This window comes from Spirochaeta lutea, assembly GCF_000758165.1.
In the GTDB taxonomy this organism is placed as follows: domain Bacteria; phylum Spirochaetota; class Spirochaetia; order DSM-27196; family Salinispiraceae; genus Spirochaeta_D; species Spirochaeta_D lutea.
On record NZ_JNUP01000040.1, the window covers coordinates 1 to 14013 of the forward strand.

Sequence of the window (14013 nt, forward strand, 5' to 3'; positions counted from 1 at the left end):
GCGTGATGAGGCGGGTGTGCTCTGGGGGTTTCTGAGGCACAAAAAAGTTACAAGCTTTTGCGCACTATGAAAAGACTGCCAGTTTAAGAACCAACAGCCTCGGCATCAAACATTCGAATCATCTCGGAGGTATGCGAGATGGGTAATCAGAACGTTTCGGTTAGAATTCCTTCCGGTTTGTTACCACCTTGGAAAGCAACCCGTAATCCAGGGCCTCGGGGGCGCTCATCCAAAAATCCCGGTCGGTATCCTTCTCCACCTGGGACAGATCCTTGCCGGTCTCCTCGGAGATGAGCTGGTTAATCTTCACCTTTAGCTTCTCAATCTCCTTCGCGTGGATCTCGATCTCCGTAGCAACCCCGCGGATCCCGCTCAGGGGCTGATGGATCAGGTAATGGCTGTTCGGCAGCCCGATCCGGCGGTCCTTGGGCGCCGCCAGGAGCACCAGAGCCCCGGCGCTGGCAACCAGACCCATCCCGATGGTATACACTGGGGCGTTTATGAATCGAATCATATCAAAAATGGCATACCCCGCATCGGCATCGCCCCCGGGACTATCGATGAAGAGCCGGATCGGCTCATCACCGTCCGCCTCAAGGAGCAGTAAGCTGCGGATAACCCGTTCTGCCAGGTCTTTATTTATCTCGCCGGACAGCAGAATGGAGCGGGTTTTCATCATCTTCAGCATCAAATTGCCATCCGCACCCTGCTCGTCCTTCTTTTGATCTTCTTTCTGTTCTTCTTCTAATCGCATATAAACTCCAACGGCTTGTTTCTGCTATAATATACGGAAAATTGAAGGAGTATGCAAAGGGAATGAGTAAATCAGCCTTCGTCGCCATTGTCGGGCGGCCCTCCGCAGGAAAATCCACCCTGCTGAACACCCTCTGTGGAGAAAAAATCTCCATTGTCACCCCACTGCCCCAGACAACCCGCAACAAGGTGCGGGGAATCTTGACCGAATCCCGGGGACAACTCGTCTTCGTGGATACCCCGGGCTTCCACGATTCCCAGCGGAAGTTCAACCTGCACATGCGCGACCTGGTTTCCGGCGCCCTGGAGGAAACGGACATGGTGCTCTACGTCATAGATGCCACCCGCTCCCCCGGGCAGGAAGAGCAGGCCCTTGCCCAGCTGCTGACCCAGGAAGACCATCCTGTTATAACCGTTCTCAATAAGAGCGATGCCCCCCCCGCCCCGGGTTGGGAGGACTTTTTTGCTACCTTCAGGGATTCCAACGCCCCCGGCCTCTCCATCTCAGCCGCCACCGGTCAGGGCATAGAGGCCCTAAAGGATCTGCTGTTCGAATCCGCTCCGGAAGGCGACCCCATGTACCCCGAGGAGTACTACACCGATCAAGATCCCAGCTTCCGCATCAGCGAGATCATCCGGGAGCAGGCCATGCTCCGGAACCGCGATGAGATTCCCCACAGTCTCTACGTTGAAGTCGCAGACCTGGAGGAGGATCCGGATACCAACCTGCTGTGGATCCGGGCATTTATCGTGGTAGAACGGGAGAGTCAGAAAGGCATCGTGGTCGGCAAGGGCGGAACCCAGATAAAGGCCATCCGCCAGACCGCGCAAAAAGAAATCGCCCGGCTCTTTCCCCAAAAAATCCATCTTGATCTGCGGGTGAAGGCTAGTCCCAAGTGGCGCAACAAGGATGCCCTGCTCCGCCGGCTGATCCGGTAACATCCATCCCGCTGCCGGACAGAGCCCTCCAGTAAATTCCGCTACCATCCATCCCGTTTTCAGGCGCCTCTCGGCAAGATATGTCACCATAATGAGCGGGTCTTGGCACAAGAACCGCGCCTGGCTTCTCCAGTTCTATGCACCGGAGAAGCGTGAGGGTAGTGCGCAAAAGACTGTAACATTGCCTACCTCCTGCGCTACCCCTGGGGCCGACCCGCGGGTTGTTCCGCTATATCCGGTGTTATTTACAACCTTTTGCGCACTAAGGAAGGAGGGCCCGCAGGTGCCGCCTTGGTTCAAAGGGAACCCGGTGTCCGCCCCGACAGCCCCGGGATGCCCGGGCATTAGAATCTCCTTGCACCATACCCTTATTAGGAATAGAATAGAACAACCAGAAATCACGACATATATAAGGAGGCTCACGCCATGAATAGTGTCAAAGGTACCCAGACCGAGAAGAACCTGCTGACGGCTTTCGCCGGAGAAAGCCAGGCACGAAACCGGTATACCTATTTTGCAAGCCAGGCCCGGAAAGAGGGCTACGTGCAGATCGCCGAGATCTTCGAAGAAACGGCCAACCAGGAAAAGGAACATGCCAAGCGCTTCTTCTCCTTCCTGGAGGGGGGCGAGGTTGAGATCGTTGCGGCCTTTCCTGCGGGAGAGATTAAAAGCACCGCCGAAAACCTGGAAGAAGCGGCAATGGGCGAGAACCACGAGTGGACGGAGATGTATAAGGAATACGCCGAAACCGCCCGGCAGGAAGGCTTCTCCCAGATCGCAGCCTGTTTCGAGGCTGTCCGGGTGGCCGAACGCCAGCATGAGAAGCGCTACAATAAACTGCGTCAAAACATCCTGGACGGTGAGGTGTTCAAGCGCAAGGAAAAGGTCATGTGGTCCTGCCTGAACTGCGGTTACATTTTCGAGGGTGAGCAGCCCCCGGCCAAGTGCCCGGCCTGCGCCCATCCCCAAGCCTATTTTGAACTAATCCGCGAGAACTGGTAACGTCCGTTCCCGTAAGAACTTCCACTATCCGGCAGCCTGGAATACCTGCTGCCGGAAACCTTCCAATGCCAGGGCGGCTCGTGACGTTGGAAGCTCCTCGGATAGGACAACCGCTTTGCATTCCATTGCCCCGACGGCCGGTACCAGCGGCTGCCGGGAATAGCTAGGCCCCCGGGATTGTGCCCCGGGGGTGTTTTTTCATAGTGCGCAAAAGGTTGTAACTTTTCCCTTCGGCGGCGCTGTCCCTGGGGCAGGCCACCAGGCGTCACCGCTTTATCTGGTGTAGTTTACAACCTTTTGCGCACTAGGATAATTTTTCTTTTCTTTTAACCACGTTTTGTGTATCTTACCACATAGTGAGGTATACAATGAACAAACAAACCAGTAAAACAGGGCTTTTCATGTTGGCCTTCCTGGCAGCAGCCATTTCGGGACTCTTCGGCGAAGCGCCGCCGGCACCGGACACACCGCCGGTCAGCATCTATGCCGAGGCGGAACTGGGGGCTGTAAAGATCTTGCATCACGTCATCCAGGTCGGACAGGACGGAACCGAGTTTAACTACCTAACCCAGGGCGGTCAGGAGCTGCTCCTGCCCTTCCAGCGCCTTGCCGCGGGACTAGAACTGGGGACTCGCAACCGGATACAGGTACTCTACCAACCCTTGGAGGTAGTCACCAATGTGCGCTTCCGGGAGGATGTTACGGTGGACGGCATAACCTTCGCCCAAGGCTCGCCCATGCAGCTCACCTATAGCTTCCCCTTTTACCGCCTGAGCTGGTGGTACGACTTTATTGCAGATCCGCGCCTTGATCTTTCGGCGGGAATCAGTCTACAGCTTCGCAATGCCAGCATACGCTTTCAAAACCTAGAAGCCGCAGCCGGAACGACTGCCGCCGGCCAGTTGACGGTGAGCCAGAATCTCGGCCTGGTACCGGCCTTGAACCTCTATGCCGGATACAGATTTGCATCGGGATTTGGATTGAGTCTGGATGTAGTGGGGATTTATGCAGGCTCGGCCTTCATTAACGGTGCGGACTTTGATTTTGAGGGATCGCTCCTGGATGCGAGCCTGCGGGCGAGCTATCCCGTAAAGGATCTTGGAGAAGCCTTCGTGAATCTCCGGTTCCTGGGGGGAACATCCCGGGGAACCAGCCAGTATCCCGACCAGTTCTGGACCCAGAGTATCGAGAAATTCACTATGAACAATCTGGCAACCCTGGCACTTACCCTGGGAGCGCGGCTCTAGCCGGGCTTCTCCCGGGGGATGGTTTTCATAGTGCGCAAAAGGTTGTAAACGACACCAGATATAGCGGAGCAGGCTATAATCCCACCCATGGGTTGTGTCCCCGGGGTGCAATGGTACAACCTTTTGCGCACTACCTACTTGCTTCCCCTCCCGGGGCGTAAGGACATCTGCCAGTTCCCCCGGGCTGATATATCAGTGAAACATTTCGAACCTCGTTCATCCCGGGGTGTAAGCACATCGACCTTCCCCCCCGAGCCTATCCAAGTACGCCCCTACCTAACCACGCTGCTCCCGGGGGGTTAACACATCCACACCCCCCTGGGCACGGCCTACATACACCGCATCTACCTGGCGGGTGAACAATCCAATCTCCAATACGCCCACGAAGGAGCGCAGGAGGGCCTCGCACTGGGGAAGGGGCATGTTCATGGTCTGGGCTATGCCTTGGGGGAACCGGGCATCCAAGATGAGGTTGCCGTTATCGGTAATGACCGGTCCTGCCTTCTTGGCTGCAGCCCGGAGTTCAACCTGAGCCCCCAGAGCCTGGAGTTTTTGGGTCACCACTCGGCGGGCTTCGGGGATGACCTCCAGGGGCAGGAGGAAATTAAGCCCCAGATTCTCCACCAGCTTTGATTCGTCCACAATAATGACATAGCGCTCGGCCTGGTACTCCACCAGTTTTTCCTGGGTGTGGGCAGCTCCGCCGCCCTTAATGAGCCGGAAATCCGGATCCACCTCGTCGGCTCCGTCAATGGCCAGATCGATGCGGCCGTCCACCTCGGGGTCGTTGAGGCTGCAGGTCTTAAACCCCAGGGTTTCCAATTCGATCTTAGTCTGAAAACTGGTAGGGACGATATACAGATCCTTCAGGGTCCCATCGGCGAGCAGTTCAGCGATCCGCCGCATGGCCCACAGGGCTGTACTACCCGTGCCCATACCCAGACGCATCCCGCTTTTAACCTCTTGGTCTACCACGGTGGTTCCCACAAGCTTCTTTAATTCTGCTGAATTCATGATCCTTCCTTCCTGAGTGCGCAAAAGGTTGTAAACTACACCAGATATTGCGGTGACGCCTGACGGCCTACCCCAGGGAGAGCGCCGCCGATGGCAAAAGTTACAATGTTTTGCGCACTATCCTAGAGATACAAGGCCAGGATGGCGGCAACACGCTCCTGACCGAGGGTCTTCAGGAACCCCGCCAGCCGCGGCCCCTTCTGGCGCCCGATAAGCACCTGATACATCACCGTAAAAAAGTCCTTGGGCTCAATCCCAGCCTCGCGGCTCAGACCGTACATGGCATCCTGGAGCTCCTTATCGCTGTACTGGGAGATCCCCCGGGAAACCAAGTCAGCCAGGGCCTTCAGGGCGGCACGGCTAATCGCCTCGGGGGGCGCGCCCTCCCAGGCTGATAGATCCGCCGGCCCGTCCTGGGGCTCTCGGAGGGTAAATACAAAATCCTCCGGGGCAAAACTATGCAGCCAACGCCAGGCGCAGGCCGCCCGCTGCCGGGCCTGGGCCCACCACTGCTCCCCCAGGGCACCCTGGGATTCCAGAGCCGGAACCTCCTCAAAGGCCCGGATGGCCCGGTCGATATCACCGTTCATGATTAAAAGCAGATTGCAGAGGTGCCGGAAGGGCAGCTGGAAGGGCTGACTCTCCATTGGCCCGTGCACCTGGGACAGCTCGTAAATCCGCCGCTCCTTGGCGGCCTTCTTCTCGTTCACCTGGTCGATGCCGAAGTAGATCCGTTCGCAGCGGTCGTAATCCTCGTAGATCTTGATCACATCCAGATCGAAGCTGATGGCAAACTCGGTATTCGGCCGCGTCCCGGCAAAGAGATACCGGGTTACCTGGGGGGTATACACCTCCAAAACATCATCCAGGCTGATAACCTCTCCGGAGGAGCTGGAAATCTTGCCCCCCCGGCCCTTAATGGAGATGAAATCGTATTGGAAGGTAACCGGAGCATCGACCCCGTACACCGCCTTGCAGATCTGCTTGGAGGTATCAAAACTGCCCCCCTCGCTGTGGTGATCCTTCCCAGCCGGCTCAAAATCAACCCCCTCATAGGCCCAGCGCATGGGCCAATCCACCCGCCAAGGCAGCTTGGCATTGGAGGTGCTCCGCAGATCCAGGGTCTCCTCCTTGCCGGTCTCATCGCAGCGGTAGGTCAGCCCCCATTCACCGTCCCAGGCAAGAACGGTGGTGGTATCCTTGTGAGTAAAGCTACTGAATACCGAAACCGGCCACCAATCCTCGGGCAGGGGCTGGGACCGGTACTGATCCAGGATCCCCCGGATCGTATCGCGGTGCTCCAGGGCGGTACGGATGCCCTGGGCGTAATCCCCGGCCCGGTACTTCGAGGCCTGGTAGATGTACTCGGGCTGAATTCCCACCTGCACCAGAAGCTCCTCCACCGCCCGCTCATTCGCTCTGGCGTAACTCTCTTCCTTGCCGTGGGGATCGGGCACCATGGTTATGGGCCAGCGCAGATACTTCTCCAGCTCCTCGGGATTGGGCATATTTTTGGGAACCTTGCGGAAGACATCATAATCATCCCAGGAATAAATAAAGCGAACCTTGGCGCCTTTATCGGCCAGGGCGCGGACCACCAGATCCACGCTCATGATCTCCCGGAAATTACCAATATGCACCGTCCCCGAGGGGGTTATCCCCGAAGCGCACACGAACTGATGATTCTGATTGCCCCTGTCATCCGAGGACGCCTGGCGGGTCCGCAAAATCTTGTCGGCGTTAATATCTGCCCAATGGGTCGACTGGTTTGTACTCATAGCCCGGAAGTATATAATAATGAGGCCCGGAACTTCAATCCGCCGGACTTTCCGCCGATACACAGACCATGAAGCAGATACTTGTGGTTTTTCTTGTTTTTTTCGGGGTGATTCTAACGCCCGCGCCATCCTTTGGGGCGGATCCCCACCAGCTGACCGGCGGCGCAAGCTGGTATGGCGAAGATTTCCACGGCCGTCCCACCGCCAGCGGCCAGCCCTACGATATGCACCAGCTCACCGCGGCCCACAAAACCCTGCCCTTCGGCACCCGTGTCCTGGTCACCGACCTCAATACCGGCCGCAGCGTGGAGGTAACCATTACCGACCGCGGCCCCTTCGTGGAAGGCCGGGTCATCGACCTGTCCTACCGGGCAGCCCAGGAACTGGACCTGGTTCACCGCGGGGTTACCCGGGTGCTCTTGGAACCCCTGGGCGGTCCGGAAGCACCCCCAGCGTTCGCCGTCCAGGTAGCCTCCTACCAATCCCGCCACCGGGCAGCCCAGGTGATATCCTCCCTGAGCACCCACGCCGACCTGAAGCCCCTTGCCCTGGTACCGGTTATCGCCGAGGCCTCCGGACTCTTCCGGGTCCTGGTTCCCCTGGATGCCAAGGAGCAAGCCGAGACTGTCATCGCTGCGGCAGCCGGCCTGGGCTTTTCCGATGCCTTTCTTCGCCAGCTGCAACCGTCAGAATCCCCGGAGGGTGAGTAACCCGGGGCAGCTTAACCCCAGTTAAACTGGCAGGTAGAGAGCCGGCTATTCCAGCTCCTCGGGATGAACGGGGTAGTCCCGGCTGGGGGTGTTGCCCACCCAGTTGTCTAACTCGTAGCCGTAGGTGCGGGCCAGGTCGGGGCGGATGGCCCGGAGAATTTTGGTTCCGTGATTGTGGCAGGTGGCAATGTAGACCCGGTAGCGGTTCTGGTTACCTGCCGTGGCGGTTCCGGCAGCGTAGAGCCCGGGAACCGAGGTTTCCATGGTTTCAGGGTTTAGGGAAGGTGCGTTATTCGGGGGCTGGAAGGTGCAGCCTGCCTGGGTAAAGAGGCTTTGATCGGGTTTAAAGCCCGTGGCAAGGTATACAAAGTCCGATGCAACCTGGCGGACGGCAGTAGAATCACCCTGAAGATCCTTCAACACCGTATACTCCGGGGTTATTTCCTTGACCTGGGTTTGGGGGTAGAATTGGATCTGCCCCGAGAGGATGAGCAGCTGGATTTCCAGATGTAGACGGCTGATAACGGTATTTTTGTCGAATTCCGGGCCGCGGTAGCTCATGGAGACCTTGGCCCCCGCCCGCCAGCAGCGCAGGGCCGCTTCCAAGGCTGAGTTCCGCCCGCCGACGATGAGCAGCCGCTGCTGGAAGTACTGGTGGGGGTCATTGAAGAGATGGGTCACATGGGGCAGATCCTCCCCGGGCACGGCAAGCTCGTTGGGGAGGGACATATCCCCCTGGGCGAGGATGACGTACCGGGCCTGGTATACGTCCTGGCCCCGGCGGCTCTGGGTGGTTACCCGGAAGCCCGGCTTCAACTGCTCCAGACGGGTCACCTGCTGGTAGGTGTGGATCCGCAGGCCCAGGGTCTCCACCACCGCACGCATGTACGCCAGGTACTCTTCCCCGGTTATCATTCCCTGGCTGGCGGTCTGAATCGGAATGCCGGACAGGGCTACCCATTCCGGGGAGCTGAAAAACTGGGTGTTCCGGGGCCAGGCCATGAGGGTCTGGCCGATCTGCCCCGCCTCCAAGTGGATGTAGTCCACCCCGGCGCGATGAAGCACCCCCGCCACCTCGATTCCTACCGGACCTGCACCAATGAGTATTACTTCCGCATCGTATGAAACCATGGTACTGTTCTACCATGTTTGAATTAAAACTAAAACTCTCCAAGGGCCGGGACGGCAACCTTCATCTGCACTTTCCCCTGCTCTTCCGCCTGACCCTCTACGTTCTTGCGGGTCTGCTCATCTCCGCCATGATCCTAAACCGCCGGCTTGAGGTGTTGCCGGTGATTCTCACGGCCGTAAGTCTCTTAGGCGGTCTGTACACCGAACACTGGACCTTCAACCCCCAACAGGGCGAGATCATCCATCGCTACGGCATCGCCCCCCTGACCAGAAAAGTCCGCTTCTCCCTCTCGGAGATCGAAAATTTTACCCTGCACCGCTTCTACAAGGGTCGCATGGCCCTGCCCGTTCCTCCGGGTGGATCAGCCGGCGGCCCGGGTTCCGACCACCCACGCCGCACACCCGCCGGTCCGGACTCGCCGTCAGCGCCGGGCTCTTCAGCCCCCAACATCCCCGGCGGTCCGGATGGTGTAATCAATTCCGGCCTGGGCATTCCCGAACAGGACCCCAGACCCCGGGGCCTCTGGGGCCGGATGGTCCAAAAGACCATCTACAGCCTTTCCTTCGAGCACATTCACCAAGGCCGGGTCGTCATAGAAAGCCAGAGTAATAAACAAATGGAACAATGGGCCTGGTCCATCAGCCGGCATTGCCGACTGCCCCTGGGCTTTGATGATCAGCGGGGCTCCGAGGACCGGGCATAGACCGGGGTGTACGGGCTCCCGATTGTTTTCGTTTTGTAGTGCGCAAAAGGTTGTAAACGACACCAGATATAGCGGCGCGTTCCGGATGCATTATTGCAACAATCACCACTACACCATCCCGGATTTCCATATACCACCCGAAACTTAAATCGATTGGTCAACGCTATCCGAATGCCTGCTGATACCTCTTGGAATGCATAGGGGTTTTCCTGCAGAATCGGAAATACTTGCGTTAGTCGGCCTTAAATCGTTGTTCAAGTCCTGGCTCCAGAGCCCGGTACCAGTTAATCGCCTCGGCAATATCTTGGTCGGTTTCCTCAAGAAATACAATGCGATATGCCATGGTTCCTACAGTCCATGGCGCTGTTTCATTTGTTCCAGGCTGATTCCCGTCTCCGGATGATTTTGGAAGTGTTCCAGTCGAGATCGGATCATCTGCCGTTCCGCTTTGCTTAAGGAGATGTATTCTTCGGCAAAATGTTCTTGCAGGACCTCCAAAACTGCATGCTTTTCGTTTTCAGATAGCTGTTCTACTTCTTGGAGTATCGATTCCAGACTCATATTCCCCCCTTCTTCACCGAACGAGTTCCTTGTAAATCAAGTATACCTACTATTGCTTTTCGATTCATCCGTCTTTCCTCGGTGCACCCTTCCGATTCCGGTCATATCGGTCCCTATTCTTCAGCATTATCTCCCGTTTTGTATTGTTTTCCTCAAGCCGTGTAATGAACCACTCGATTCGTGCCAAGTACTCCCCTAACCACTCACCTATCGCATCCCGCTGGCTCTCCATCTGCTGCTGGAATTCAATCGGTGTATCCACTGCCCCATACCACTTCTCAGGGGATCTTTAGGTTATCGGGTACTCATAGGCCACTCGGTCCGAACTTCCCGCACCAAGGATACTCGAAAACCCACTAAACTTAATCACCTGCTCACCGGCAACCGTACCAGCAGGGGTATGGTACGCCTGGCTTTCCTGCCAGTCATTCACACCGTAGCTTTCGTTCCACCACCAGGGCGCGGATTCAGGGTTCGTTTTGTAATCAGGATGGGCATCCCAGGGATTCTCATTGTTCCAATCCACCACAGGATTATCATCAGATGATTGTTCAGAGATGTACAAGTTCGCCCGCCACAGGGCTTTTTCGTCTATGACGCTCCTACCTGCAGAAAAATCTTTCGCACCATAGTGGGCTTCTCCGGCGAATGAGAAGGAATATCGGGTTGGCTCTTGGTTTGGGGTGTGTGTTTTTACCGCGGTCACTGTTCTACTTCAATACAATCTCAAAACCAGCTTGCTCGAAATGATGATCAGCGGTAAAGGCAACGGTCAGTTTTTGCTGGTTCATCACCACCATTGAAATGCAGTCGGTCAATCCCCATTCCTTATCTTGATGCCGCGAAAACCACGATAGCCCTTGAGAAAATAATGCGGCGCTCACCGGAACGACTGTAATGTTATCAGCTTGGTAGCAACTGGTAATATAACCAACAGCGGTTTCTCTACCACTCCGGGAAAAGGTGTTTCCTACCTCTGTAAGTACTGCCTCGGTAGTCCAAATTTCCTTCGTCTTGCGTAATTCCGGCAACAAGGCCATGGCCTTTTCGTGATAACCGTCGTTCCTATTGAGTAAGGCCTGGATGTATGCCGTATCCAGAAATACCCGCGCCGCGTTCATTGATTGTCGGATCCCCGCTTCGGAATCCCGTACAGATAGTGGTCGTGTTCCCTCGCCAAATCCTCAGGACCTTCCACACTACCGGCCAACATTGCTATCGTATCCCACGGATCATTGGGTTCCAGCTCTTCATCCGCATTAATCTGGGCACGGTAATGTTTCCCCTTCTCTAAGTTTACCGGTCCCACCGGGCGAAGCACGGTCCCGTCATAAATCAATTCTATGGTCTGGGTCATAGTAATCTTCCTTTTCTCTATGATTAGTATACCTACTTTTGTCTTTCGATTCATCCGTCTTTCCTCGATTTACCCTTCCGATTCCGGTCATTTCGGTCCCTATTCTTCTGCATGATTTCCCGCTTTGTATTGTTTTCCTCAAGCCGCGTGATGAACCTCTCTATTTGTACCAAGTACTCCCCGTCCACCTCCCGGTACTCGTGGTTTTCCATGGTGTGGTAGCTCTTGTAGATTCGTTTCAAGTTTTCGGTCCGTTCCCAGGTATAGCCCCCGTGGTTTCAATTGAGCTGTGGCCTAACAGTTCCTGTACAATCCGAAGGTCCGCGCCCCGGCTTAACAGGTGGGTTGCCGTCGAATACCGGATCGTACGGGCTCAGCATAATACATAAGGATATCTGCCCCTTTTGTACCGTAAATGGGCAGAAATCTTATTCCAATGAATTGGGGGTGCGGATTGTGGAAATCGCTTGTATAAGGCACTTTCCTGCTGGTTCGCCGTTTCTGGGAAAATCGAAGAATTTCACTCAGCTGCTACGGCGCAAACCGCTCCATCGGTGCGCTGCTCCGTGGCCCGCCGCATCCCCAGTGAACTGCAAATGCGTTGTTGGGCGCAGGCCTGCAGGCCGGAGCGAACCGCCGGCACGGACGCCGAGTGCGTATACCGCATTTTCGGTTTAAGCCCGCAGCCACGATTTGACGCGATTCGATGAGCATCAATGAGGGCTGTGCTTGGGTTCGGCGGACTGTGTTCGAAGATATAGAAATCGCAGAATAGTCGCCTGAACCTGATTCGCGCCTAGATCGCTCATATGTTAAACGGGGGCCTTCTGTGGGATGATTAGGTGCGGTCGGGGCAGTGTTACTCGATGTGGCGCCCCGGCTACCAGAAGCGTTCAAGTTTCATGAGTTCAAACTCATCGTGGTCCCGATTGTAGGATAGGACATACAGGGTTCCTTCGGGGGTGACGGTGAATTGAGATCGTGCAGATTCGGCCAAATTCGTGGCTTCGAAAAAGGCAACGGATTCACCGCCCGGACTCAAAACACTGATCCTTCTGTGATCATTCCAGTATGTGTTACCATTTTGATCCCACCCGATAAACTGTGAAAACAGAATCGTCGCCTGCCATTCGGTTGTTGGTCGAGTCGTATTCCAGTGGTAGCGAGCATAAGAATACCCATACGGCGCTACAAGCCTTCTGTTCCAGAATATGTACCCATCCTCATCGACGGTAAACTCTTCGGTTCCTTCGTAGTCTTCTTTTAGAAACCGAATCGTTTCTTCCGGATTCATCATGGATATTGTGCCGTCGAAGTCCTCAGTTATGTGAAAACCAAAGTATCGGGGTTCGGATCCTCCGCCGTAGGGTTGAATCACTAACATGTCACCTGCGATGATGGCGCGATTATAAAAACTGGCATCTTCAAATCTATTTAGAAATGTATCGTCACTTAAAAGATGTCCTGCCTTCAACTCATACACCTGATACCTTCCCGGATAACCAAAGAAGAAAAGATACTCCGGTGTAGCGATTAATTTTTCCCGATCAATCCCGGTCAATATCACATGCCACGCACCGTCATCCTTAATCCAAACAACCCGTTGATTTACATTGTCGGTAATATAAAAACCCTCATCGACATATACAAGTCCGACAGGCGAAGACGGATTCGACCCCATCCCCTCAAACTCGTGAAAGCGAAACTCACCTTCACCACTTCCATTCGGAAATCTACTGATTTCCTCAAACTTTACGGGATCTAGTGCGAAAACCATATGTGCCAAAATCATGAAAAGGATAAACCCTACACAAGCTTTTTTTATTTGTTTCATTAGTATACCTCAGCCTTTTTTAACCGCACAATTCGCCAGGTGTCGCTTGAGTATTCCACAAGTGTTCTGGATGCACCTTGAATACCCGGATTCACTACATACGCAATCGAATCTCGGTATGTTGCCTCAATCAGCTGGATATTCCCTGCACTCACGCTTCCATCAGGGTTCCGCTCCACACTCTGCACAATAGCGATGTGTCTCCCACTGCCATTATTGAGTCTTGTGTACAGGATGTCACCGGGTTTCACAAGTTGAAAGAGACTGTCATCAACAATATCCGCTGGACTTGTCTTACCTACAATCAACTCCGAATAAACCTCCCAGGTTCCACCGGTGGGATGCACCGATTTATCAAGATCAGCTCTTGGATATGCCCGTCCTGACCCCGTGGTTCCAAGTTCTCTCCAGATATACGGATTTTTAGTATATTCATAGGAACGCTGGGCAAGACCAATACAATCAACTCCGGCCATTAATCCTGCCCATAAACTCGGGGTTAATTGCCCGGCAATTGCATCTTTTTCGGTCTGACTAATAGCCATTTCGCCATTACGAGCAACATCGGAAGCGGTTAATCCAATTCCAGGCAAATATGGATGTGTACTAAGCTCATGTACATCAGTCGGAAAGGTCATCCAGCTTCCCGGCACATAATACCGCCATTCGCCGTCTGGAGCTGTGGTCTGGTTCCAGGTTTCTAGCTGCTGAATGAATTCATTTGCAAGTCCTGTCGGTGCTGGTTTGTTCATTCCTACGGGACTATACCACTCAAGGAATGAAGCTTTCTGACTTTCCATCTTTTCTTGGAACCCTCGCGGAGTATCAACAGCCCCATGCCACTCATCGTTATAGATCATAGGATATTCATACGCAACTCGATCCTTCACATTTTCGCTGCTTCTAATACTCGAAAACCCACTGAACTTAATCACCTGCCCCCCGGCAACCGTTCCAGCGGGGGTATGATACGCCTGGCTTTC

General features: G+C 55.0%; 18 protein-coding genes. 5 read left to right on the forward strand and 13 right to left on the reverse strand.

The genetic code is table 11. The features are described 5' to 3' along the window. Positions 1-160 precede the first annotated feature (160 nt). A complete protein-coding gene (locus DC28_RS04520) occupies positions 161-754 on the reverse strand; it encodes an ATP-dependent Clp protease proteolytic subunit (RefSeq protein WP_037546397.1) in 594 nt (197 codons plus the stop codon). A gap of 62 nt (positions 755-816) precedes the next feature. Between DC28_RS04520 and era the strand changes: the two genes are divergently transcribed. The 3 genes from era to DC28_RS04535 all read left to right on the forward strand — a co-directional run bounded on the left by era (position 817) and on the right by DC28_RS04535 (position 3941). Continuing rightward, on the forward strand, positions 817-1692 hold the full coding sequence (gene era, locus DC28_RS04525) for a GTPase Era (protein ID WP_037546398.1): 876 nt from the start codon (positions 817-819) through the stop codon (positions 1690-1692). A 426-nt stretch (positions 1693-2118) separates the two neighbouring features. Beyond that, on the forward strand, positions 2119-2694 hold the full coding sequence (gene rbr, locus DC28_RS04530; RefSeq protein ID WP_037546401.1) for a rubrerythrin: 576 nt from the start codon (positions 2119-2121) through the stop codon (positions 2692-2694). Between the two features lie 368 nt (positions 2695-3062). After that, positions 3063-3941: a hypothetical protein gene (locus DC28_RS04535; protein ID WP_037546403.1), complete on the forward strand. Its 879-nt coding sequence runs from the start codon at positions 3063-3065 to the stop codon at positions 3939-3941. Positions 3942-4217: 276 nt separating this feature from the next. On the opposite strand, the gene rpiA is transcribed toward DC28_RS04535, so the two are convergent. Next, positions 4218-4955, reverse strand: a complete 738-nt coding sequence (rpiA, locus tag DC28_RS04540) for a ribose 5-phosphate isomerase A (RefSeq protein ID WP_037546405.1) — start codon at positions 4953-4955, stop codon at positions 4218-4220. 122 nt (positions 4956-5077) lie between these two features. Beyond that, positions 5078-6733, reverse strand: a complete 1656-nt coding sequence (gene lysS / locus DC28_RS04545; protein ID WP_037546421.1) for a lysine--tRNA ligase — start codon at positions 6731-6733, stop codon at positions 5078-5080. 68 nt (positions 6734-6801) lie between these two features. On the opposite strand from lysS, the gene DC28_RS15260 reads away from it, so the two are divergent. Continuing rightward, positions 6802-7443 carry a septal ring lytic transglycosylase RlpA family protein gene (locus tag DC28_RS15260; RefSeq protein WP_052078456.1) on the forward strand — a complete coding sequence of 214 codons (642 nt, stop codon included), beginning with the start codon at positions 6802-6804 and terminating at the stop codon, positions 7441-7443. Positions 7444-7488: 45 nt separating this feature from the next. Here the strand turns inward: DC28_RS15260 and DC28_RS04555 are convergent, their stop codons facing one another. Continuing rightward, positions 7489-8574 (reverse strand): NAD(P)-binding domain-containing protein, encoded by a 1086-nt coding sequence (locus DC28_RS04555; protein ID WP_052078457.1) that lies wholly within the window; start codon positions 8572-8574, stop codon positions 7489-7491. Positions 8575-8588: 14 nt separating this feature from the next. Between DC28_RS04555 and DC28_RS04560 the strand changes: the two genes are divergently transcribed. Further along, complete coding sequence (locus DC28_RS04560) at positions 8589-9278, forward strand: hypothetical protein (protein ID WP_156104576.1); 690 nt, start codon at positions 8589-8591, stop codon at positions 9276-9278. A gap of 348 nt (positions 9279-9626) precedes the next feature. Here DC28_RS04560 and DC28_RS04565 read toward each other — a convergent pair whose 3' ends face one another. From DC28_RS04565 to DC28_RS04600, 9 genes are all read right to left on the reverse strand, one after another. Continuing rightward, a complete protein-coding gene (locus DC28_RS04565) occupies positions 9627-9839 on the reverse strand; it encodes a hypothetical protein (RefSeq protein WP_037546408.1) in 213 nt (70 codons plus the stop codon). A gap of 64 nt (positions 9840-9903) precedes the next feature. Next, a complete protein-coding gene (locus tag DC28_RS04570) occupies positions 9904-10101 on the reverse strand; it encodes a hypothetical protein (RefSeq protein ID WP_037546410.1) in 198 nt (65 codons plus the stop codon). 27 nt (positions 10102-10128) lie between these two features. Beyond that, positions 10129-10365, reverse strand: coding sequence for a hypothetical protein (locus tag DC28_RS16380; protein ID WP_156104577.1), 237 nt, complete (start codon positions 10363-10365; stop codon positions 10129-10131). A 184-nt stretch (positions 10366-10549) separates the two neighbouring features. Beyond that, positions 10550-10960 (reverse strand): type II toxin-antitoxin system VapC family toxin, encoded by a 411-nt coding sequence (locus DC28_RS04580; RefSeq protein WP_037546414.1) that lies wholly within the window; start codon positions 10958-10960, stop codon positions 10550-10552. Beyond that, entirely contained in the window at positions 10957-11196 is a 240-nt protein-coding gene (locus DC28_RS04585) for an antitoxin family protein (protein ID WP_037546416.1), read from the reverse strand. The genes DC28_RS04580 and DC28_RS04585 overlap by 4 nt, the downstream gene beginning before the upstream one ends. 50 nt (positions 11197-11246) lie before the next feature. Continuing rightward, the gene (locus DC28_RS16385) at positions 11247-11438 is read right to left on the reverse strand and encodes a hypothetical protein (protein ID WP_037546418.1); all 192 of its coding nucleotides are present in this window, start codon (positions 11436-11438) and stop codon (positions 11247-11249) included. After that, complete coding sequence (locus DC28_RS16390; RefSeq protein ID WP_156104579.1) at positions 11435-11560, reverse strand: tyrosine-type recombinase/integrase; 126 nt, start codon at positions 11558-11560, stop codon at positions 11435-11437. Before DC28_RS16390 ends, DC28_RS16385 begins: the two co-directional genes overlap by 4 nt. Positions 11561-12076: 516 nt before the next feature. Next, the gene (locus tag DC28_RS04595) at positions 12077-13030 is read right to left on the reverse strand and encodes a hypothetical protein (protein ID WP_037546419.1); all 954 of its coding nucleotides are present in this window, start codon (positions 13028-13030) and stop codon (positions 12077-12079) included. Then, positions 13030-14013, reverse strand: a 984-nt coding sequence (locus DC28_RS04600; RefSeq protein WP_238565765.1) for a hypothetical protein, incomplete at its 5' end; no start/stop codon positions are given. The genes DC28_RS04600 and DC28_RS04595, both read right to left, overlap by 1 nt.

Coding starts and splice junctions, on each gene's coding strand:
- DC28_RS04520 (WP_037546397.1), bottom strand. CDS start 754: ATGCGATTAGAAGAAGAACAGAAAGAAGATCAAAAGAAGGACGAGCAG.
- era (WP_037546398.1), top strand. CDS start 817: ATGAGTAAATCAGCCTTCGTCGCCATTGTCGGGCGGCCCTCCGCAGGA.
- rbr (WP_037546401.1), top strand. CDS start 2,119: ATGAATAGTGTCAAAGGTACCCAGACCGAGAAGAACCTGCTGACGGCT.
- DC28_RS04535 (WP_037546403.1), top strand. CDS start 3,063: ATGAACAAACAAACCAGTAAAACAGGGCTTTTCATGTTGGCCTTCCTG.
- rpiA (WP_037546405.1), bottom strand. CDS start 4,955: ATGAATTCAGCAGAATTAAAGAAGCTTGTGGGAACCACCGTGGTAGAC.
- lysS (WP_037546421.1), bottom strand. CDS start 6,733: ATGAGTACAAACCAGTCGACCCATTGGGCAGATATTAACGCCGACAAG.
- DC28_RS15260 (WP_052078456.1), top strand. CDS start 6,802: ATGAAGCAGATACTTGTGGTTTTTCTTGTTTTTTTCGGGGTGATTCTA.
- DC28_RS04555 (WP_052078457.1), bottom strand. CDS start 8,574: ATGGTTTCATACGATGCGGAAGTAATACTCATTGGTGCAGGTCCGGTA.
- DC28_RS04560 (WP_156104576.1), top strand. CDS start 8,589: ATGTTTGAATTAAAACTAAAACTCTCCAAGGGCCGGGACGGCAACCTT.
- DC28_RS04565 (WP_037546408.1), bottom strand. CDS start 9,839: ATGAGTCTGGAATCGATACTCCAAGAAGTAGAACAGCTATCTGAAAAC.
- DC28_RS04580 (WP_037546414.1), bottom strand. CDS start 10,960: ATGAACGCGGCGCGGGTATTTCTGGATACGGCATACATCCAGGCCTTA.
- DC28_RS04585 (WP_037546416.1), bottom strand. CDS start 11,196: ATGACCCAGACCATAGAATTGATTTATGACGGGACCGTGCTTCGCCCG.
- DC28_RS04595 (WP_037546419.1), bottom strand. CDS start 13,030: ATGAAACAAATAAAAAAAGCTTGTGTAGGGTTTATCCTTTTCATGATT.